We start from the raw sequence: 20773 nt of genomic DNA, 5'->3' as shown, positions 1-20773 counted from the left end.
CTGAAATACCGGGAATAAATGGCAATTCAGAGCCCTCCGGTTTCCTGTCTCCAGATCTGCTTTTGACCGATTTGTTTCAAACCGAAGGCTTTGATGACCTGAAATTCGTGTTTTCAGAAATGGATGCCGCAGGGATCTCGATCAGCGATCTGCCGCAGGTGATTGATCGGATGGCTGCCCTGGGTTATCAGTCCCCGCAGACGATGGAATTAGTTGGAAAAATATGTGACATTGGTGACGCAATGGACATTCAGGACTTGGAAGATTCTCAAAGAATCCATTCTGAGCCCAGGCAAACTGACCCTGCCGCGGCGACCTCGCAGTCTCAGCCTGACGCGCAGCGCAGTTGCTGGTTTCAAGAGCTCACCACCTCAGAACTGCTGCGTGAGCAACCGCCGCGTGAATGGCTGTTGCCTGGCGTGCTGGCGCGGCATGAAGCGGCGGTGATTTTGGGGCCGAGCAAAAGTATGAAGACGTCGCTGGCGGTCGATTTGTGCGGCGCATTAGCGAGCGGGGGCAAATTTTTGGGCGAGTTCGCCGCGCAGCGTGCTTATCGCGTCGGCTTCCTCAGCGGCGCAGCAGGCCGAGCCGTGCTGCACGATCTCGCGCGACGCTGGAGCGCCGCCACCGGCGTCGATACTGAGAAACTTCCCAACCTGGTTTGGGCGTTGACCATGCCCGCTGCCGCCAACCCGGCCAGCTTTGAAGAGAACCTGGCGGAGCTGCGTGATTGGATTGAACGTCATCAATTAGAAGTCGTGTTGATCGATCCGTTGCAATGGACCTCGACGCGCGCTGCTTCGCAAAAATCGCAAATTCGCCAACTGGTCCGCTGCTGTCTTGAAGCTGGGGCGACTCCGATTGTTTGCTGCGCGACGCGCAAATCGACTTCAAAACGCGCGCTGAATATCGCCGATCTCAACGACGCCGAACATGATTTTGCCCAGCAATGGTTATTGGTAAACCGTCGCCGCGCGTACGAGTCAGGCAGCGGACAGCATCGCCTGTGGTTAACGGTCGGCGGAAACGCCGGACAGGACGCGGTTTGGGGCGTCGATATCGACGAAGGTCGGTTGACAGACGCCAGCGGCCGTAAGTGGAATGTCACGCTGCACGCTGCCGAGTCGTTGCAAGATGAGGCGCCGGAGCTAGAAGCCCAATCGCAACAACAACGGCGCCGTGGAAAAATTCGCGCCGCGCTGCGACAACTTGCACGCCACAACACGACCAAGTCTAAAATCCGTCAACTTAGCGGAATCAGCAGCGCCAAATTTGGGTTTGCGTGGGATCAGATGATTGAAGACGGAGAAATCGCGCCGACCAATAGTGATACGACAGGGCAAAACCGGTTAGAGCTTTGTTATTACCTGGCGGAGCCATTCCATGAATCTGCCAATAAAGGGGACGGAGGGGGCAGCCCAGCAAATTCAAACCAATTGGATCCAATTCGCCAGTTTGGTCCCGTTCGCCAATTCGATCCAATTCAGCAGTCCAGAGCGTCCCAGTCGCAAAGTCAGTCCCAGTCCCAGTCACAAACGCAAACGCAGTCGCAAACGCCCGATCAAAACAGCCCCATCGGGGCGACCTATTCTAGCCCAGCGACTGTCGCTTTTAGCGACGCAGCCCTGGGTCCACGCGATCCCAAAGAATGGTGACGTTTGAGTCGGCAGTTCCCCGGGTTCCATCCAACGTCAACGTTACGTTGGTGGATGATTACCCAGGGCTCCGTCGCTGCTGCGACGAGCGCCCTGGGCTATTTTAGGTCGGCCCGTTGGGCCTGAAGAAACAACGGATGTCGAGCAACGGGTAATGCCAAGCAAAGGGTACTCCAAGCAGCGGGTATGCCACATAACGGGAATGCCGAAACAACTGGGACGCTAAATAAAGAGGGTCAAACAACGGGGATGGGGATCATGCATCCTCTGGGAACCAAACCGGCTCTTGGATTGCCGACCGCAATCATGCGAGAAGACGAACTGACCCCGGTGTTAGCTATGTGACCGAACGGGTGTTCTCTATGTGTGCGGTCTGTACGCACAGCGGACGCTACTTGGATGCAGGCCTGGCCAGATTGGCCGGGCCGCGTTGGTTCGAAGTGCGAATGAGTTACTCTTCAACTTCGAAGACGGCTTCGACTTCGACGATGATGTCGCCGGGCAGTCCGCTGACTCCGATGGCGCTGCGGGCGGCGACGCCGTTGTCGGGGCCGAAGACTTCGGCCATGAGATCGCTGAACCCGTTGATCACGGCCGGGTGCGCGGTGAAGTCATCGACGGCGTTGACCATGCCGAACGTTTTGATCAGACGTTTGACTTTGTCCAAGCTGCCGAGGTGCGCCTGCAGCGTTGACAGCATCGCCAGTCCGGTTTGACGCGCGGCGTCGTAGCCTGCTTGTTGATCGACGCTTTTCCCAACTTTGCCGGTCGAGAGGGAACCATCCGATTTCAGGGGGCCATGACCCGAGATGTAGGCCAAGCCGTTGTGAATCAGGACCGGCTTGTAGACGCCCATCGGTTTTGGCGCGGTGGGGAGTTCCAGTTTCAGTTCGGTGATTTTGGCTTCAGCGCTCATCGGCTTTGGGTCTCGTTCGTGCTAGTTCGAAATAGGGTCCAAACGTTAGCGGGAGTATAACACCGGCGGCGCCAGCCAGAAACGGGCCACCAGCGCACGCTTTGCCCAAGCTGGGCGGCTATTTGCGCCAGTCGAGGTGTGAGGCGAAAGCAGGGCTGTTTTCAGCAGAAAATCAAGCCGCGGAGAAGCGGCGAATCTTCACGCTGATAGCTGCGCAGGCTAGAATGCGACCTTCTCGCGATTCAAGAATCGACGCGTGACGACTTTATTCCCAGTAGAAAAGGGCCCGCGATGCCAGCCATGTTCAGCCTCTCGGTGATGATGTTTCTCCAGTTTTTCATCTGGGGCGCTTGGTACGTCACGGTCGGCAACTATATGTATGCGCGAGGAATGTTTGACGAAGTTCCCTGGGCGTACACCGTTGGTCCGATCGCGGCGATCATTTCTCCCTTCTTCTTGGGGTTTGTCGCGGATCGCTATTTTGCGACCGAAAAAGTGCTGGGCACGCTGCATCTGTTGGGTGGAATCACGATGTTCGCCGCCCCGTTCGCCGCAGGGGTCAGTCCTACGCTGTTCATTATTGTGTTGCTGCTGCACATGCTTTGTTACATGCCGACGTTAGGGCTGACCAATACGCTGGCGTTTCATAACATCGAAAATCAAGAGAAGCAGTTTCCGGTGATTCGCGTGTTTGGGACGATTGGTTGGATCGCTGCGAATCTGGTGGTGAGCAAATTGTTTAAGGCGGACACGTCGGAGATTCAGTTTTATGTAACTGGTGCTGCGGGACTGGCGCTGGGCCTGTTTAGCTTTGCGTTGCCGCATACTCCGCCCCCTTCGGCAGGGAAGAAGGCGACCTTCCGCGAGATCATGGGGGTCGACGCGCTGGCGCTGATGAAAGAACGTTCGTTCGCCGTGTTTATCGTTAGCTCGTTTTTAATCTGTATTCCGTTGGCTGCTTACTACGCCTACGCTCCGGTGTTTGTCGGCAAAGTGGGTTTCACCAGTCCGGGAGCATGGATGTCGATTGGTCAGGTTTCTGAAATCATCTTTATGCTGCTGATCCCGGTCTTCTTTGCTCGATTGGGAGTGAAGTGGATGTTGTTTGTCGGCATGTTGGCCTGGGTGGTGCGATATGGTCTGTTTTCTGCCGCAGATGACGGCAACATGTGGATGTTGGTCCTGGCCGGCATCGTGCTGCACGGCATTTGCTATGACTTCTTCTTTGTGACCGGGTTTATCTATACCGATAAAAAGTGTTCTAAGGAGTTGCGCGGTCAAGCACAGGGTTTTCTGGTGTTTGTGACGCAGGGACTGGGTTTGGGGATTGGGGCCAAGTTAGTTGGTTATATTGCCGCGATGTATACGCCGCCTGAGGCGCAAGCGCTGCAGGCCGAAGCCCAGAAGCTGACCGTTCAGGCCTACGGGATGACCGATCTGGCGGCCGCGGCCGAGCTGCGAGAAAAAGCGGGCCAGTTGGGTGGTCAAGCGGTGCAGATGATGGACTGGGGAATGATCTGGCTGGTTCCTTGTATCTTCGCCGGCATTGTAATGATCTTGTTTGGCTTGCTGTTTCACGACAAAGTGGCGGACGAAGATGCTTCGACGCCGAGCGCCCACTAAAGCAGTCTTCTCGCTGCTGGTAACAGTTATAGAGACCAGCAAAAGTGCAATTTCAGGGGCTCATCAAGTCTGATGAGCCCCTTTTTTGCGCTTCGTGCGTACTGGTTAATTCCATTTCCTGCTTGTTTTCCCCAGAAAACGGCCTCAAAACGGCCGATTTGGAAAACTTGGGGGAATTTCTCCAGATTTTCTAAAGCCGCAGATTTGACTCGGTAGGGATCCGACCTAAGTTTCACGTGAACAGGGGAGTAGCGAGTCGCGAAACCTTGTTTGGTGACAGAACGTCGCCGTCATTTTCTGTTTTATCCGGAATTCTGCGAGCAGTTCAAAAACTCGTTAATTCGGTGAAGCAGAGGATGGCCTGCTGCCAGACGTCCTCGAAAAAGGCAAACCGATCGTGAGGTCGGGACGCAAAGCCAAGGGCCACGCAAGTGGAAGCCGGGCTGCCGAAGGGTGCGCTCGCGAGCAATCGCAGCGTGTATGAACCTCGGAGGCGAGAGAGACTTGGCGAATTTCGTCGTAGGTTGATTTTCGGTTGCAATTTGCAGGCTGACGTCGGAGACAACGTCGCAGCTGAGAATCAAGATCGCATCCTTGTTAAATGCCGCTTTAGGCACTTGTGGAGATTTCTCATGAACGATCTCGCTCAAAAGATTCAGAACTTCTTGGTATCGGAAGATGGTCCCACCGCGGTTGAGTACGCCGTGATGTTGGCCCTCATCGTCATCGTATGTTTGACGGCCATTCAGGCCATCGGTACGCAGGCGAACGCTACGTTCACCAAGATCGGCAATGACATGTCGACCGCCAACACCACCGGCGGCGCCTCGCCGTAGTCGAGTCGACGCCCAGCAGAGCGTGCGAAACACGTCGCACGCTCTTCGCGTTTTTTAGAAGAAGCCCGTTTGACGTCCTCGGCTGGTCGACGTCAAAGCGGGCTTTTTTTCGCTGCGCCCGCTGTGTGCAGCGAAGGGGATGGCAGTGACGCGGGAGCCCGGCTCGCCGCCGTCATGAAAAGTCGCAGAAATCGGTCGCATCGTCCGTCGTCACGTCCGGCGCATGCTAGGTTTTCTGATAATTTCGCGCAGTTTGCGCGGATGTCAACGATTCATGCAATGCCCGAGGCTTGATCTCGGCGAAGAGCTACCAGGAGAGAAACATGCAGTATGTAAGTGACTTAGGCGTCTCGATGGCGGAAAACTGGCAGGTTTGGGTAGTGACCGTGACGCTGATTGTTGCGGCCGTGATTGACGGCTATCAGTTGAAGGTGCCGAACTGGATTACGTTTCCGTTCATTATCGCCGGCTGGACTTACAGCACGCTGGCCTTCGGTTGGGAAGGTCTGGGCTGGAGCATGCTAGGGACCATCGTTGGGTTGGCGCTGTTGTTGCCGGCCTATGCGATTGGCGGCATGGGTGCTGGCGACGTGAAACTGCTAGCGGGTGTTGGTGCTTGGATGTACGGCACGACTACTTTCTACGCTTTCTGCGTTTCGGCTGTCGTTGGCGCGGTGCTGGCGATCGGCATGGTCTTGTTCCGGGGCGCTTGGGAAAAGCACTCGAACCAGGCCTGGATGATTTTGAACGAAATTCTGACGATCCGTGACCCGAATCAACTTTCGGCGATCGCGGCCGAGCGGAAGCCGACCATGATGTTGCTTCCCTACGGCATCCCGATCGCAATCGGATCGATCGCTTACTTCATTTGGATGGGAATGCTGGTATGACCCCCACAAGAACCGTCGCAGCGGAAGCCGAGGTAAATAGCGAACTTTGGACGCAGTGTGAAGCTGGGTCGAGTTTGACGCCGCCGAAGTTCAGGTTACATCGACCTTGTCGATTGTACCGATCAAAACGAACAGGAGCTGCGGTCGTCGAGTTTGCTATCGTGGCTCCGCTGTTTTTCCTGCTGGTGTTCGGCATGATCGAATACGGCCGGATGGTGATGGTTCAGCAGGTGATCACAAACGCGTCGCGTGAAGGAGCTCGCCGTGCGGTTCTCGATGGGGCGACCACCGGTCAGGTGGTGGCTGCGGTCGAAGAATTTCTCGAACAAGCTTCGGTGAGCGGTGCGAACTTAGAAATCCGTGTTACGCCAGATCCGCCGGGCAGCGCGGCCAACGGCGATCCAGTCGGGGTCACGATTAGCGTGCCGTTTAGCGATGTCAGTTGGATGCCTTCCCCGATGTATCTGGGAGGGACGACACTCGAAGCGAAGACGGTGATGCGTCGTGAAGGAATCAAATAAACGAATCTAGTTGGCGACGTGTGCGCCAGTGGAATCGACTACATCGGTTGTAACGGTGCGACAGCGTGGGTTGGCTTCGCGTCGCAAGTACGCCGATGAAGAAATTAACTATTTTGCGCTATGGCCAGGCGCGCATTGCTAGCTCGATTATGACGGCACGGATGCTAGCAAACTAAGGAAACATTCATGCGTCCCAAATCACTTATTTTAATCGTATTCGCGCTCGGCTGCGGCTTAGTAGCTTCGATCGGCATCAGTCAGGTGCTCGAAAACAAGCAGCAGCAGAGCGTAGCGCCCCAGATGGAGATGCAAAACATCTTTGTCGCGATTGAAGATATTGACATCAACGAACAACTTGCCCCCGAACTGATCAAGCTGGAGCCATGGCCCAAGGACAAAGTGCCTGAGGGAGCGGTGACCAAGCTGGAAGAGCTTCAAGACCGTCGCCCGCGCGTTCGGTTGTATGCTGGTGAGCCGATTCTGGAACGGAAGCTGTTTGGATCGAACGAGGACAAAGGCGCCTCGAAGATGATTCCGAATGGCTTTCGCGTGCACTCGGTTCGCGTTACGGCCGAAACCTCGGCTTCAGGTTTGATTTTGCCAGGCGACCGCGTTGACGTGCTGGTGTACCTGCGCAGCTCGGGCAATATCAGCAAGACATTGACCCGCACGATTTTGAAAAACGTGCGGGTGTTTGCGGTGAATGAGCAAACGCATCGCGAGACGGACTCGGAAGGGAACACGATCACGGCCAAGACGGTGTCGCTGCTGGTGAAACCGAGCCAGGTCGAAATCCTGATGCTAGCGAGCCAACTAGGAAGTTTGAGCTTGTCGCTTCGTCCGCCGAATGATGACACGCTTGAAGACGATACGGATGATGCGACGGTGGAAGAACTGATGGGCATCGACGAAGATGCCGATCCCAAGCAGAAAAAGAAGCCAATCGCCGCCGCGAAGCCGGACAACGGCGGGTTCCTGGGATTCCTCCAAAATTATGGCGGCAGTAACAAGCCTGCCGAACTGCCGGTTGAAACTGGCCCGCAGTGGACGATGGATCTGCTTGATCCCAATGGCGTGCGTCGCTTTGAGTTTGGAGAAGAGGGAAAGCTGCCGTTGGAAGTCGCGCCTGGCGCGGCGACTACTCCCATTGCGGCTCCGGTTTCGATTCCAATGCAAGGATTGGGATCTCTACCGCAAGGACCGGGCTTTGCTCCTAACGGAGATGGCTTATCCTCGGGAACACCGATGTCTGATGCTACGCAGGGCGGCGACGCACTGCAACAAGATGATGCGTCGCAAGACCAAGCGGCGCCCCTGGGCCTGGATGATTAAGTAGAAAAAAAACGGAATTCGATTCGGGTACGCGAGGACACGGACTGGACTCGCGCCCAATACGCAAGGATGTTCACGGATGATAACTTTTCGCCGCCCTTTGGGGTTCTTGTATCGCTACGGAGTCGCGTGTTTGCTGATTGCAACCGCGATCCCAGCCGCAAACGCCCAAGATATGGGCGCCGTGCCCAACGTTCACTTTCAGGTTGATGCGCCCAACCAGCGCTTGGAGATGATGGTGAACTCCAGTCGCATCTTCACGTTGGATGCGAAGATCCCCAAGGCGCAGGTCAACAACCCTGACTTGTTGCGTTTGACTCCGCTTTCGCCTAACAAGATCCAGGTCTCGGCTCTTAAGCCGGGCGTGACCCAGGTCAATCTGTGGAACGAAGAGGGGGCGATCCATACAATCGACATCATCGTGATCGGCGACGGGCGTGAACTGCAACTGTTGTTGGAAACGGAGTTTCCCAACTCAGCGATCAAGGTCCGTCCGCTGGCCAGCAGCGTGGTGTTGTCAGGCTATGTCGATCGACCCGAAGCGGTTAGCCGAATCATCCAGATGGCCGAAGACTATTATCCCAAAGTCATCAACAACATCAGCGTTGGCGGCGTTCAGCAAGTCATGCTGAAGGTCAAAGTCTACGAAGTCTCGCGAACCAAACTGCGCCGATTGGGCATCGACTGGGCGACCATTGGATCGGACTATTTTGTGAGTTCTACGGCAGCAGGGATTTTGGGGCCGGCCGAGATTGTCGCTGGGGAGGCGCTCGAAACTGCGGGACAAACGGTACAGTTCGGGGTCCTAGGATCGGAAGCCTCTTTCTTTGGCTTTATCGATGCATTGCGACAAAACAACGTCGCCAAGTTGTCAGCCGAGCCGACGTTGGTGACGATCAGCGGACGTCCAGCAAGTTTCAATTCTGGTGGAGAATTGCCGGTTCCGATCGCATCCGGTCTGGGGACCACTTCGATCGAGTTCAAGGAATTTGGTACGCGCGTCGATTTCGTTCCCATTGTTCTAGGGAACGGCTATCTACGGCTCGAGGTTCGTCCCCGAGTAAGTGCGGTTGACCCTAGTTTGGCTGTCAACGGAACGCCCGGTTTCCGAACTCGTTGGGTGGATACTGCTGTTGAAATGAAGTCTGGGCAAACATTTGCACTAGCGGGTTTGATTGAAGAAAAGATTAGTACAGAAACCCGTGGCGTCCCGTTTTTGGCGGATCTTCCTTGGCTAGGCGCCGCATTTCGGAAGAATACCGATTCGCGCAACGAAGTCGAACTGTTGATCATTGTGACGCCTGAATTGGTGGGAGCAATGGATCCGGAAGAAGTCCCGTGCGAATACCCCGGCTCTAACACGGGAATCACCTCCGATTGCGAACTGTACACGCGCGGCTATGTCGAAGTGCCTGCTTGCCCGCCGGGGGGAGCCGCCTACATGGGCGAACCAGGGATGATTGGACCGTATGACGGCGAAAACATTGCTCCTGGTCCTCCGGTAATCGAAATGGTCGAGCCTGGCCAAGCGGGACAATCGATCCCAAGACAGCAGCCGGTGCAGCCCCAGGCGCCGTCGGGTCCGGTTCGGATTACTCCTTCCGAACCGCGTCAGGCCGCGAGGGTGGAAGCCTCAGGTCCGGTGCAACCGACCCAAGCAGAACCAGCGCTGATCGGGCCGGTGGGGTATGACTCGTTAAGATTTTAGTAGCCCCGCGCAATTTGCGTACTACACTTCCTTAACTTGCACCTTGCCTAGATCCGTCTGTCCAATCGCATGACGATGCCGAAAGAATTATGGCGGCCATGAACAACGTATTGCGAGTCGCACTGGTAGATCCAACCGACTCGACGCGCGAAAAACTGAAGTCGACCTTGCTCGGCATGGAAGTGATTTGGCTTGAAGCTGAATGCTCTCGATACGAGTTCTTTGCAGACGTTGTCGGGCAAACCAATCCCGATATCGGCATCGTCTCGTTGGACGCAAGCCCCGAAAAAGGGTTGGCGCTGATCGAAGAACTGCACGAAGCGAATCCAGAGTGCAGTATTTTGGTCGTCAGCGCATCCACCGATGGCAACCTGATCTTGCGGGCGATGCGAGCCGGCGCCAAAGAGTTTCTGACGCATCCTGTGGTGCTTGAAGACTTGATGGCTGCGCTAGAGCGCATCAGTAGTCACCGGTTTGGCAAAGGAGAGTCACGATCACGCGGTTGCCGCGTGATTACGGTGGGAGGAGCGACCGGCGGCGTTGGCGCTACCAGCTTGGCTGTCAATCTTGGCTGTTTGTTGGCCGCCAATGAGAAGAACAATGTTGTTTTGATCGATCTCGATCTGGCGCTCGGCGATGCGGATGTGTTTCTCGACACGATCCCGGACTATACGTTGGTCGACGTTGCACAAAACATCCAACGGCTTGACTTTAACCTGCTAAAGCGATCGCTTACTAAACATTCGTCAGGGCTCTATTTGTTGCCGCGACCGGTCCAATTGCACGATGATTCGCTGATCAGTCCCAGCGACTTCACGCGCGTGATCGGCCTGTTAAAAGCGACTTTCACGCATTTGATTATCGATTTGTCGAAAGGTTTTCGTCCGCTCGACTTTGTCGCGATGCGCGAAGCGCATGACAACTTGATGGTGATCCAACTGGATCTTCCTTGTCTGCGGAACGTCGTGCGTTTGATGATGTCTTTCTCCGAAACGGATGGCCTGAAAGAGAAGACGCGGATTGTGGTGAATCGCGTCGGGCTTGACTCGGGCCAGATTAGCTTGAAGAAGGCGCAAGAAACGATCGGGAGCGAGATCTTTTGGCAGATCCCCAATGATTATCGCGTGATGGTCGAAGTGCGCAACAACGGCGTGCCGCTGATCGAGCAAGCTCCTAAGGCCGGCATTACGCAAGCGATGGCTGCGCTGGCGGATGTGTTGTCAGGCGAAAACAAAAAGAGCAGTGCGACCGGCAGCAAAGCAGGCCTTAGCCGATGGTTCGGCTTTCTCGGTGGAAAGAACTCTGACTCGGCATCCGCCGCCGAAAGCGGTGAAGAGACCGCCTCAAAGTAGCAGCGGTCTCCGGAGAGCCAGATACGATCTAGGAGACCCAATCTCCTTTTTAGTCAGGGCTCCTACGATTCTTCCCGCGGCATAATCGCTGCGACCCGATTTCTGGGCAGGGTCGCCGAAATTCTTCTGACATTGTCAATCGTATGACGTATGTTTTGCACGAGGTCCAGTGACCGTCGCCCCTGACGGTATGCGCTCGATTTCTTGAACATCAGCAAAGAGCGTCGCATGAAGCCGACGCGGAGAACTGAATATGTCCGTACGATCATTGAGCTCAGAAGCGAAGAGCGGAGACGCGAAGCAGGCCGAATTCGAAAACCTGAAGCGTCGCATTCATGGCAAGCTAGTCGACAAGCTGGATCTCTCCAAGGTAGGCGAGCTCGAAGGCGAAGTATTGCGCCGCGAGATCCGTCTCGTTGTCGAGCATCTGTGCGATACCGAAGAAACGCTGCTTAATCGCAACGAACGTGAACGCTTGATCGAAGAGGTTCTAGACGAAACCTTCGGCCTGGGACCGCTTGAACTGCTACTAAAGGATCAAGCGATCAGTGATATTTTGATCAACGGACCGAAGCAGATCTATTGCGAAAAGAATGGACGGCTTGAGAAAAGTCCGGTTACCTTTCGCGACAATAATCACCTACTGCAAATCATTGACCGCATCGTTTCGCGCGTTGGTCGTCGCGTCGATGAAACCTGCCCGATGGTTGACGCTCGTCTGCCGGACGGGTCGCGATTTAACGCAATCATTCCTCCGCTGGCGCTGGATGGCGCCGCCGTGTCGATTCGCCGCTTCGGCTCGAATCCGCTGAAACTGGAAGACCTGCTCAACTACAAAGCGTTTACTCCCGAGATGGTGATGCTGTTGGAAGGGGCGATCAAAGCCCGCTTAAACATCATCATCGCCGGCGGCACCGGTTCTGGCAAAACGACGTTGCTTAATACGCTGTCAAGCTTCATTTCGGCGTCAGAACGAATTGTGACGATCGAAGACGCGGCGGAACTGCAATTGCAGCAGGATCACGTCGTGCGGCTAGAAACGCGGCCCTCAAACGTCGAAGGGAAGGGCGCCGTCACGGCGACCGACCTCGTCCGCAATGCGCTGCGTATGCGGCCTGAACGAATCATCATCGGCGAGTGTCGTGGCGGCGAAACGCTCGACATGCTGCAAGCGATGAACACGGGTCACGAAGGTTCGATGACCACCATCCACGCAAATACTCCCCGTGACGCGATCGCGCGTGTCGAGACCTTGATCTCGATGGCCGGCTTTGAATTACCGATCAAAGCGATGCGTCAGCAGATCGCGAGTGCGGTCGACTTGATCATTCAGGCTAATCGCATGCAAGGGGGATCGCGCCGCGTGACGCACATCACCGAAGTGATCGGGATGGAGCAAGACACCGTCGTGATGCAAGACGTGTATCGATACAACAAAACAGGAATTGATGAGACAGGGCGAGCGCGAGGCCAGTTTGAAGCGACCGGCGTCCGGCCGAATTTCATGTCGAGACTTGAATCGGCAGGCGTTCGGCTGCCGGCCAGCGCGTTCCGACAACGCGTGATGTTGGTCGACTAGTCCCGTTTCTGGTAGACGTCACAAGAGGTACTGCCCCATGCTGTCGATTCTAATCCCTATCGTCGTTTTCGCAGGCATCGCTGCTTTGATTGGCGGTGTCGCTCTGAGCTTCCGCAACACCGGCAGCGAAGATGCCGAGATGCGACTTGACGTTCTGACCGGAGCAGGCCAGCCGCGCGGCAAAGACGCCGATCCGGCCGCTGGCTTGCTCTCTGGTTTTCAGGACGAAGGCAACGCGATTGAAGCGTATGTCCTGCAATATTTCAACTTGCGGCTGTTCCTTGATCAAGCCGACATGACGATGAGCGTCGCCAATCTGGTGTTGATCTCGGGCGGTCTCGCGGCTGCCGGCGGGATCTTGCCGATCGCGTTGCAAATGCCATTTTATGTTGCGCCGTTTACTGCCTGTGCTCTGGGCGTGATTCCGCTTGCGATCGTTCGTTTTAAACGCAAGGCCCGCCTCAGCAAGTTTGGCAAGCAGTTGCCGGACGCCTTGGAGCTGATCTCTCGTGCGCTGCGCGCTGGTCATAGCTTGGGCGCTGGTTTTCGCTTGGTGAGCGAAGAGATGGATGACCCGATAGGACGTGAGTTCTCGAAAGTCTTTGAAGCGCAAAACCTGGGCGTTTCGCTAGAAGACGCGATTACTGACATGACGGAACGGGTTCCGAACTTGGATCTCAAGTTCTTTGGCACCGCGATCATTTTGCAGCGTCAGACCGGCGGCGACTTGGCCGAAATTCTCGATAAGATTGGCCGGTTAGTTCGTCAACGACTTGAACTGTTCGGCACGATTCAGGCGTTGACCGGCGAAGGTCGGATCTCTGGCATCGTGCTGTTAGGACTTCCTCCGGCCTTATTTGTGGCGCTCTGGCGTCTCAATCCAGGCTACGTGATGACATTGTTTACCGACCCGTTGGGAAACAAAATGCTGGCCGTCGCGATCGTCATGCAGATCATCGGAGCGTGGGTCATCCAAAAAATCATCGATATCAAGGTGTAATCCAACCATGGACTTATCATTTCTCAACTGGTCGATCCTGGTGCCGCTCGCCGTATTCGGGCTGTTTGCAGCCGGCATCTGGTGGATGATTGACTCGATGTCCCCCACCGCCACACGAGCGGAGGACCGGCTCGACGACTTCAAAGATCCAATGGGCAAAAAGGGGCGTGAAGACCGCGCCGGCAACACGGTTTCGCGCGTGTTAGAGAAAGCGACGCCTGCGTTTGCGGCGCCGCTGCAACCGAAAAACGCAAAAGACGCCAACGCGTTGAAAGAACGTCTGACGCACGCCGGTTTCCGCAGTGAATCGGCGCCCAATATTTTTTTGGGATTGAAGTTCGCTTCGCTGCTGATCGGCTTGATCGCCGGCGGCGGCTTGATCTTGCTGCTTGGCAACTACAATCAAAGCGACCTGTTCAAAGGAATTGCGATCGCCGGGATCTCGTTTTATATTCCTTCGATCGGGCTGTGGTATCTGGGCAAAAAGCGGAAAGAACAGATCTTCCTCGGCTTGCCGGACGCGCTTGACTTGATGGTCGTTTGCGTCGAAGCAGGTCTCGGTCTTGATCAGGCGATGCGGCGCGTTTCGGAAGAAATGAAAAAGACCTATCGCGTGATTGCCGAAGAATTTGGACTTTGCAACTTTCAATTGCAAGTCGGGCGAGGACGTAGCGACGTGTTGCACGAACTCGGTAGTCGTACCGGCGTCGACGACTTGCGTTCGCTGGCGGCGATCTTGATTCAAGCTGACAAATTTGGATCTAGCATCTCCCAAGCCTTACGTGTGCAAAGCGATTCGATGCGGACGCGCCGCCGGCAAATTGCTGAAGAAAAAGCGGCCAAAACGGCCGTGAAAATGATCTTTCCGCTGGTCTTCTTTATTTTTCCCGGCATCTTTGTGGTGTTGGTCGGACCGGCGGCGATCACCGTGATTCGCGAAATGTTGCCGATGATGGCGGCCAACAGCTAGTCGACGTAAACGGCAAATCTTACCTAACTGAACCTGGCTGTATCCCATGCAGCCAGGTTTTTTTTCGTTTGCGAGAGGTACAGAAATGTGAAACTGTACCGGCTCGAGGGCTCCGATTGGCTGCGCTGCGCGTGATTGTCCGATAAGCCCAATAAGCACCGGGCCAACGGGCAGATCGCGATTGCGCGAAAAGAACTACCGAGCTAGTTGGACTAGCCCCATCTGAGGAGATAGAGGGATGAATCGAGGTCAGGGAATCGCGCTTGCAATCGCCGCTGCTTTTGTCATGGCGGGAACGTGCGACGCCGGTTGGCACGAATTCTGGGAACGCTCTAAGATTGACTACGCGCGAAACAAATGCTGGCCAGAACCGTTTCTCACCTATGACCGACAAGCGACGCGGAACTATCTGTCGCAAATGACGGCCAATGGCATTCGCCTGCAGAACACGCTGGGTGACAATCATTTTGACAATGAGACCAACGAGATCACCCGCGGCGGCGAAATGAAAATTCGCCAGATCCTCGAAGGCTTGCCGGACCGCCGCGCCGTCTTTGTGAAACGTGGTTTGCTGCAAGCGGTGACCCAAGCTCGGCTGGCTTCAGCACATGCCGCGATGGTCCGCATGGTGGGCCCCGACGTGCCGCTGGAACTGTACGAAACGGGATCAGAGCCTTACGGCCGCCCCGCCGACTTTATCGACGACATCTATCGCGCCGAACGAAGCTCGATCCCCGCTCCGCGATTGCCGCAACAGCAGTCGACGTCTCCTTAATCGTCGGAAGCATCACGGTAGCGGCGCCAGCAGGGCGCCGCTTTCGAGAAAACATCGTCGTAATCGTGCTAGGTTGCCGCCGCGACGCATTTTCGGTGCAGAGCGATGGCGGCTTGCGTCGAAAACAAAACGGGCGAGTTATTCCGATTATTAGTGCGGCTGGTGCTAGCAGCCCACAAGCGCGTTCGCACGGAGGTGTCGCGTGGCCCTGAACAAGACCATTATGAATTCTCATCCGCTGCGTGCAGGTCTCGCATCGATTGCGCTGGTCGGCGCCGTCTGGACATCGCCGTTAACTGCAGAAGAAAAGAAAGGGGGATTGCTTGACAATCTTCCCTCTTACAACGTGCGGCAGGTGCAGTTTACCAGCGATAAGAGCGAATCGACGACCCTCGACGAATACATTCGAGAGACCGAAGAGCGGAAGAACAGCAAGCCCAGCGAGAGTGGTTTTTCGGCCACGCTAAAAAGCGTCGGCAATAGTATTCAAGACGCGTTCACGATCAAACCAAAGCATGTCCCGGCTGATGATCCGTTGAGTCTGGCGTCAATGCCCGATCATCTGGATGCATCGGTCTATCTTGGGTCAGGCCGGATGCACGAACAGCAGGGGGACTTCAACGGAGCAGCAAAGCAATATTTGTTGGCGATCGAAGAGGCTCCCGATAACTTGTACGCACTGCTTAGCTACGCCCGACTGATGGATCGGCAAGGAAAATCGACGGCGGCGCTAGAGTACTACGCCAAAGCGGTGGCGGCGCATCCAGAAAGCGCAGTCGCAACCAATGACCTGGGGCTTTGCTACTTGAAGCTGAAACGCTTTGATGAAGCGATGTCGGCGATCTTTAAAGCAACGTCGATCGAACCAGAGAACAAGCGATATCGCAACAATATGGCCAGCGCGTTGGTTGATGCAAATCGTTTAGAAGAGGCCTTCTCGCAGCTAGAATACGCGCATGGCGCCGCGGCGGCTCATTACAACCTCGGCTATCTGTTGTACAAACGGGGCGATGCTCAATTAGCTCGCACGCATTTGAATTTGGCGATCGAGAAGGATCAGAGCCTCGACGCTGCTCGGCAATTGCTGGCGATCCTGGATCGGACGCAGCCTGAAGTCGCCAGCTTGCCCGCTTACGGATCGCAACCAAACTTGCGACGTTTGCCGGCAGCGCCTAACCCGCCGCAACTGAACTTCAACCAAGACATGCGGTCCCAGACGCCGATTCGTCGGTAAGCTCATTTAGACTGACGTAAAAAAACATGCCGACCATTGAGTCGGCATGTTGCGTTCTTGTCGCTCTGTTCGGTTCCGTTTTACGACTGCAGGGTTGCACGAGCTGCCGCAATGGTCGCATCGATATCGTCATCAGTATGCGTCACCGAGATAAAGAGAGCCTCGAACTGGCTGCAGGGGAAGTAGACGCCGCGGTCAATCAATCCCCAGAAGAAGTCAGCGTACCGCTTGGTGTCGCTTTTCGCAGCCGTGTCCCAGTCAATGACTGCTCCGGGGCCAAAAAAGAGGGTCGCCATGCTGCCGACTCGCGCGACCGAGTGAGAGATGCCGGCGTCAGTTGCCGCTTGAGCTAAGCCGGTCATCAGACGATCCCCCAACTGCTCTAACCGCGGATAGGGATTCGTCGCTTTCAGCACTGACAACGTCGCGATTCCGGCGGCCGTGGCCAGCGGGTTTCCGCTTAGCGTTCCTGCTTGAAAGACTTTGCCGGCCGGCAGAACGTGATTCATGATGTCGGCTCGTCCACCATAGGCGGCGATCGGCAAGCCGCCGCCGACGATCTTGCCCAAGGTCGTCAGATCAGGCTTCACCCCAAACAGCTGTTGGGCGCCTCCCATCGCGACACGAAAGCCGGTCATCACTTCATCCATCAGCATCACCGCGCCATGCTGAGTGCAGAGATCGCGAATCGCCGCCATAAACTCCGGCGTCGGGATCACCGTCCCCATGTTGCCAACAATCGGCTCAAAGATCACGCAGGCCAATTCATCCCCATGTTTTGCAAATGCGCCGGCTAGCGCAGCCGGATCGTTGTAGGGGAGCACGATCGTATCGGCAGTCGTACCAGGCGTCACACCGGGAGAATTAGGAACACCCAAAGTCGCCGCGGCGCTGCCGGCGGCGACCAGCAAGCTGTCGACATGCCCATGATAGTTGCCGGCAAACTTGATGATCTTGTTGCGCCCGGTAAAACCCCGGGCCACCCGAATCGCACTCATGGTCGCTTCGGTGCCGCTATTGACTAGACGCACCTTCTCGACCGACGGGACCAGCTCGATAATCAATTCGGCCAGCGTATTTTCTCGCTCGGTAGGGGCGCCAAAACTGGTTCCTTGATCGACCGCCGCATGAATTGCGGCCCGAACTTGGTCGTTGCCGTGCCCCAGGATCATCGGTCCCCAAGAGCCGATGTAGTCAATGTAGCGATTGCCATCGACGTCAAACAAATAGGCGCCTTCGCCCCGCTCAAAAACCAGCGGCTCGCCGCCAACTCCGCCAAAAGCTCGGGCCGGGCTGTTCACGCCGCCGGGCATCAATTGTAAAGCGCGCTGGAAAATCTCGTGGCTGCGAGTGCGTGACATAGGAGAATCTTCTAAGGTGGGGGCCTGTTGCGATAGCAAAACACTTCTTAGTTTTATAGTCGAAACGCCTGATTTCGCTACTGCCTCTCCCCCGAATCACGACGTATGCACGGCATTCTCAACATCCACAAGCCGCTGACCTGGACCTCGCGCGATGCGGTCAATCGGGTCAATCGATTCGTTCGCCCAGCCAAAGTAGGGCATGCCGGCACGCTCGATCCGATGGCGACCGGCGTGTTGATTTGTTGCGTCGGCAGCGGCACACGCCTGATCGAGTACGTGCAACAAATGCCCAAACGGTATGTTGGTCAATTTGAACTGGGAAAAACCAGCGATACCGAGGATCTAGAAGGAATCATCACCAAGCTTGCGGATGCCCCCACCATCACTGCCGACCAGCTGACAGCAATCTTGCCTGAGTTTGTCGGTCAGATCCAGCAACGACCATCGACCTTCTCGGCGATCAAAATTGATGGGAAGCGGGCCTACGATCTGGCCCGCCAAGGCGCCGCTGTTGAACTGGAGCCGCGCGAGATTTCGATCTATGAGCTGACGCTCCGCAAGTTCGATTTTCCCCATTTTGAGCTCGATGTGCTGTGCGGGGGCGGAACCTACATGCGAGCGCTGGGACGCGATCTCGGCGAACGACTCGGCAGCGGCGCGGTGATGACCGGACTTCAGCGAACGGCGATCGGTGACTTTCGTCTAGAAGATGCCGTGCAGTTAGATGATCTGAGCACCGAGACCGTCGCGGCCAACTTGTCACCCCTTTCAACCTCCGTCGCCCATCTGCCGCAGATCACACTCAACGCAGACGAAGTCAACGAGATGCTTTACGCGCGCGGCATTCGTCCCACCATGGATAGCCAGCACGCTGAACTAGCGGCGATGGACGATCAAGGACGCCTGATCGCGATCCTCACTCGCCGCGCTGACCAAAGCTGGAAGCCGGTCAAAAATTTTGTGCTAACTCTAGAGTAACGTGCGATTATGGTGCGATGGCCACACGGTCTTACGTGGCCATGAAGATACGCCGGGCCCTGGCGCCATACTCTTTTGGCGTCTTCGCCGCATGAGCATGCCTTTCATGCGTAGGGAGCAGCGCGGACTTGGGGCGGTATTTTTTGCAGGCTGGGGCGCGCGTTTTTTGAGGTTGCGCTATATCGAACCGCTAGGACACTAGCCCGCAGCGCCAGCGAGGGAAAACGGTCGCTACTTCAGGCCGAGTTGGCATCGCCCAGCGGATTTCCCTCGCTGGCGCTGCGGGCTAGTGTGAACGTTTTCGACTTCGTTATTACCGCGTATTTCCGTTCTTCCTCTGTGGCATCCGCGTTCCATTCTTTTGGTGGCGAATAGCGCAACTTCAAAAGTCGCGCGCCAGCCTAGGAGAATTTCCACGCCCAGCAATTATTCCGTCCTCACTTGTTGGACGAGTTTTTGCACCGTCACCGCAATCTGTCTCTCGACATCCCAATTCCAGGAGGTCGCGGGATGGCCGTATTCGTAAATGTTGGCGCCTCCCTCATAGCCTCCCTCGGACAAAAGTCTTCGTGATGGAATATAGGCGACCATATCGTCGACGTACCCCATTACCCAAGTCCTCGGTCCGTACTCGACTTTGAATCTGAGCGAATAGTCAACGACAGTTTCTGCTCCCATGCCGATGACCAGCATTTCCGTTCCCAAGCGCCATGCATGTATGGGGTAAGGATAGGAGGACGCCATGTCTTCTCCTGCGTCAAGCTTCTTCTGCATACGCAGCGCCCATCTTTTACGAATATCTCTATCGCTTCGGGCGGCAGCTTGAAGCTCCTCGCGATCTACGGTTTTGCGATATTCAAGGTTTACAATTTCAAAGGCAACGTTTAGTTGGTTGGATACGTTTTGAAGAGGCCCTTCGAGCGCTTCTTCGACGGCATCGGCCAGCAAGTGACCATACTTCTGGCAAAGTTCCACGGTGCGACGTGGTAGCGGGTTCTGGTCCCCGCCGCAGGTGTTGACGAACATCGCCATTGCGCCGGGATGATTTTCTTCCAGTTTCAGCTGCGCGAACCCAGGATAATCGCCACACCACTTGGTAAAACTGAGCGTCGTGGGATGGCAGGCATAGCCAAAAAGAATGACTTCCAGTTTTCCTTCAGGACTGGAAATCGAAAGCACTGGAACGGTGTGATCAACCGGGCCTTCCAGGGGTTTCCCCTCAGCGATCAAATTGGGGACGTCCACTTCTCGATTGTTCCGCCGATTTACCGCGAAGGTTGTTTTTCCTTGTCCAGTCTTCAGGACGGCGGGCTTCAGCTTGGTAATGGCTTGACCGACAACTTCAACCGTGCGCTCAACCATCTTGGCGGTATACTCTTCAATCAGTCTTTCTTGTTCGATTTCCACCGGATAGTAATCGTAAAGATCGTCGCCTAGACGAGGGCCGCAGTGGTTGTGCGAAAACGTAAACATCACTTGAGATCGCTCAAGCTGAAAATCTCTTTTCAGCTTTGAAAAGACGCGATCGCTCATGCTTTTTGGCACTCCCTGAAAATCGCTAGTAATCAGCACGGCTCGATTGCCATTCTGGTCCTCCAGAGCAACCGCCTTGAGCCATAGTTCATGTATTTTGCCGCTTGGAACGCGTTTGCTTCCGTAACCGGCCAACCAGACTGGCGTTTCTGGCGTGATGATCGCTTTCGCAGAGCCAGCTTTCCAATATTGCTCGGCTGCATTGCCAGTGCCGGCCAAGGCGATGAAAAAAATAATCGCGAGCCCAGAACTTCTCACATCTTTCTCCAATGTTCGAGCGTTTAGTCAAAAAGAGAGGAATCGCGACTTCACCGACAAGATCGAAAGTTCGTCATAGCCTGCGATGGAGTCGCTTTCTCTTGCCATTCGGGGATCAGCGATACGCTGGAGTAGTTCGTCAAGGCTCACGCGAATCGAGGTCCTCGCGGGCCAGAACATCGTGCACTTGGGCCATTACTAATTACCGCTACGGCGCCAATCCTTACAAGTAAGCCGGATAAAAAAGCT

Annotated in this window: 17 protein-coding genes and 1 riboswitch; of the genes, 14 read left to right on the top strand and 3 right to left on the bottom strand. The window is 55.6% G+C overall.

Annotated elements, in window-relative coordinates; genetic code table 11:
- Positions 1-62: 62 nt before the first annotated feature.
- Positions 63-1655 (top strand): AAA family ATPase, encoded by a 1593-nt coding sequence (locus SH421x_RS20550; RefSeq protein ID WP_488851890.1) that lies wholly within the window; start codon positions 63-65, stop codon positions 1653-1655.
- Positions 1656-2106: 451 nt separating this feature from the next.
- On the opposite strand, the gene SH421x_RS20545 is transcribed toward SH421x_RS20550, so the two are convergent.
- Complete coding sequence (locus SH421x_RS20545; protein WP_488851889.1) at positions 2107-2571, bottom strand: RidA family protein; 465 nt, start codon at positions 2569-2571, stop codon at positions 2107-2109.
- A gap of 300 nt (positions 2572-2871) precedes the next feature.
- Here SH421x_RS20545 and SH421x_RS20540 point away from each other — a divergent pair, with 300 nt between their 5' ends.
- From SH421x_RS20540 to SH421x_RS20485, 12 genes are all read left to right on the top strand, one after another.
- Positions 2872-4194 (top strand): MFS transporter, encoded by a 1323-nt coding sequence (locus tag SH421x_RS20540; protein WP_488851888.1) that lies wholly within the window; start codon positions 2872-2874, stop codon positions 4192-4194.
- A gap of 375 nt (positions 4195-4569) precedes the next feature.
- A riboswitch (cyclic di-GMP riboswitch) is annotated at positions 4570-4645 on the top strand.
- Between the two features lie 181 nt (positions 4646-4826).
- Positions 4827-5030, top strand: a complete 204-nt coding sequence (locus tag SH421x_RS20535) for a Flp family type IVb pilin (RefSeq protein ID WP_488851887.1) — start codon at positions 4827-4829, stop codon at positions 5028-5030.
- A 323-nt stretch (positions 5031-5353) separates the two neighbouring features.
- The gene (locus tag SH421x_RS20530; RefSeq protein WP_488851886.1) at positions 5354-5920 is read left to right on the top strand and encodes an A24 family peptidase; all 567 of its coding nucleotides are present in this window, start codon (positions 5354-5356) and stop codon (positions 5918-5920) included.
- Between the two features lie 74 nt (positions 5921-5994).
- Positions 5995-6441: a TadE/TadG family type IV pilus assembly protein gene (locus SH421x_RS20525; RefSeq protein ID WP_488856465.1), complete on the top strand. Its 447-nt coding sequence runs from the start codon at positions 5995-5997 to the stop codon at positions 6439-6441.
- Between the two features lie 186 nt (positions 6442-6627).
- On the top strand, positions 6628-7773 hold the full coding sequence (cpaB, locus tag SH421x_RS20520; protein ID WP_488851885.1) for a Flp pilus assembly protein CpaB: 1146 nt from the start codon (positions 6628-6630) through the stop codon (positions 7771-7773).
- 79 nt (positions 7774-7852) lie between these two features.
- Positions 7853-9481: a type II and III secretion system protein family protein gene (locus SH421x_RS20515; RefSeq protein WP_488851884.1), complete on the top strand. Its 1629-nt coding sequence runs from the start codon at positions 7853-7855 to the stop codon at positions 9479-9481.
- A 98-nt stretch (positions 9482-9579) separates the two neighbouring features.
- Entirely contained in the window at positions 9580-10833 is a 1254-nt protein-coding gene (locus SH421x_RS20510) for a response regulator (protein WP_488851883.1), read from the top strand.
- A 253-nt stretch (positions 10834-11086) separates the two neighbouring features.
- Positions 11087-12412: a TadA family conjugal transfer-associated ATPase gene (locus SH421x_RS20505; RefSeq protein ID WP_488851882.1), complete on the top strand. Its 1326-nt coding sequence runs from the start codon at positions 11087-11089 to the stop codon at positions 12410-12412.
- A 37-nt stretch (positions 12413-12449) separates the two neighbouring features.
- On the top strand, positions 12450-13412 hold the full coding sequence (locus tag SH421x_RS20500) for a type II secretion system F family protein (protein ID WP_488851881.1): 963 nt from the start codon (positions 12450-12452) through the stop codon (positions 13410-13412).
- Between the two features lie 7 nt (positions 13413-13419).
- Positions 13420-14382 carry a type II secretion system F family protein gene (locus tag SH421x_RS20495; RefSeq protein WP_488851880.1) on the top strand — a complete coding sequence of 321 codons (963 nt, stop codon included), beginning with the start codon at positions 13420-13422 and terminating at the stop codon, positions 14380-14382.
- Between the two features lie 238 nt (positions 14383-14620).
- Complete coding sequence (locus SH421x_RS20490; protein ID WP_488851879.1) at positions 14621-15157, top strand: hypothetical protein; 537 nt, start codon at positions 14621-14623, stop codon at positions 15155-15157.
- A 223-nt stretch (positions 15158-15380) separates the two neighbouring features.
- Positions 15381-16391 carry a tetratricopeptide repeat protein gene (locus SH421x_RS20485; protein ID WP_488851878.1) on the top strand — a complete coding sequence of 337 codons (1011 nt, stop codon included), beginning with the start codon at positions 15381-15383 and terminating at the stop codon, positions 16389-16391.
- 80 nt (positions 16392-16471) lie between these two features.
- Here SH421x_RS20485 and hemL read toward each other — a convergent pair whose 3' ends face one another.
- Positions 16472-17752: a glutamate-1-semialdehyde 2,1-aminomutase gene (hemL, locus tag SH421x_RS20480; RefSeq protein ID WP_488851877.1), complete on the bottom strand. Its 1281-nt coding sequence runs from the start codon at positions 17750-17752 to the stop codon at positions 16472-16474.
- 105 nt (positions 17753-17857) lie between these two features.
- On the opposite strand from hemL, the gene truB reads away from it, so the two are divergent.
- Positions 17858-18733, top strand: a complete 876-nt coding sequence (gene truB / locus SH421x_RS20475) for a tRNA pseudouridine(55) synthase TruB (RefSeq protein ID WP_488851876.1) — start codon at positions 17858-17860, stop codon at positions 18731-18733.
- Positions 18734-19159: 426 nt separating this feature from the next.
- Here the strand turns inward: truB and SH421x_RS20470 are convergent, their stop codons facing one another.
- Entirely contained in the window at positions 19160-20524 is a 1365-nt protein-coding gene (locus SH421x_RS20470; RefSeq protein WP_488851875.1) for a neutral/alkaline non-lysosomal ceramidase N-terminal domain-containing protein, read from the bottom strand.
- Positions 20525-20773 lie beyond the last annotated feature (249 nt).

Source organism: Blastopirellula sp. SH421, from assembly GCF_057808535.1.
Note: the sequence above shows the minus strand (reverse complement) of the source record. Positions and strands in the feature narration are given on the sequence as shown.

What these genes read in the sequence shown, in the direction of transcription:
- SH421x_RS20545 (WP_488851889.1), bottom strand. Translation starts at nt 2,571, where the DNA reads ATGAGCGCTGAAGCCAAAATCACCGAACTGAAACTGGAACTCCCCACC.
- SH421x_RS20540 (WP_488851888.1), top strand. Translation starts at nt 2,872, where the DNA reads ATGTTCAGCCTCTCGGTGATGATGTTTCTCCAGTTTTTCATCTGGGGC.
- SH421x_RS20535 (WP_488851887.1), top strand. Translation starts at nt 4,827, where the DNA reads ATGAACGATCTCGCTCAAAAGATTCAGAACTTCTTGGTATCGGAAGAT.
- SH421x_RS20530 (WP_488851886.1), top strand. Translation starts at nt 5,354, where the DNA reads ATGCAGTATGTAAGTGACTTAGGCGTCTCGATGGCGGAAAACTGGCAG.
- cpaB (WP_488851885.1), top strand. Translation starts at nt 6,628, where the DNA reads ATGCGTCCCAAATCACTTATTTTAATCGTATTCGCGCTCGGCTGCGGC.
- SH421x_RS20515 (WP_488851884.1), top strand. Translation starts at nt 7,853, where the DNA reads ATGATAACTTTTCGCCGCCCTTTGGGGTTCTTGTATCGCTACGGAGTC.
- SH421x_RS20510 (WP_488851883.1), top strand. Translation starts at nt 9,580, where the DNA reads ATGAACAACGTATTGCGAGTCGCACTGGTAGATCCAACCGACTCGACG.
- SH421x_RS20505 (WP_488851882.1), top strand. Translation starts at nt 11,087, where the DNA reads ATGTCCGTACGATCATTGAGCTCAGAAGCGAAGAGCGGAGACGCGAAG.
- SH421x_RS20500 (WP_488851881.1), top strand. Translation starts at nt 12,450, where the DNA reads ATGCTGTCGATTCTAATCCCTATCGTCGTTTTCGCAGGCATCGCTGCT.
- SH421x_RS20495 (WP_488851880.1), top strand. Translation starts at nt 13,420, where the DNA reads ATGGACTTATCATTTCTCAACTGGTCGATCCTGGTGCCGCTCGCCGTA.
- SH421x_RS20490 (WP_488851879.1), top strand. Translation starts at nt 14,621, where the DNA reads ATGAATCGAGGTCAGGGAATCGCGCTTGCAATCGCCGCTGCTTTTGTC.
- SH421x_RS20485 (WP_488851878.1), top strand. Translation starts at nt 15,381, where the DNA reads ATGAATTCTCATCCGCTGCGTGCAGGTCTCGCATCGATTGCGCTGGTC.
- hemL (WP_488851877.1), bottom strand. Translation starts at nt 17,752, where the DNA reads ATGTCACGCACTCGCAGCCACGAGATTTTCCAGCGCGCTTTACAATTG.
- truB (WP_488851876.1), top strand. Translation starts at nt 17,858, where the DNA reads ATGCACGGCATTCTCAACATCCACAAGCCGCTGACCTGGACCTCGCGC.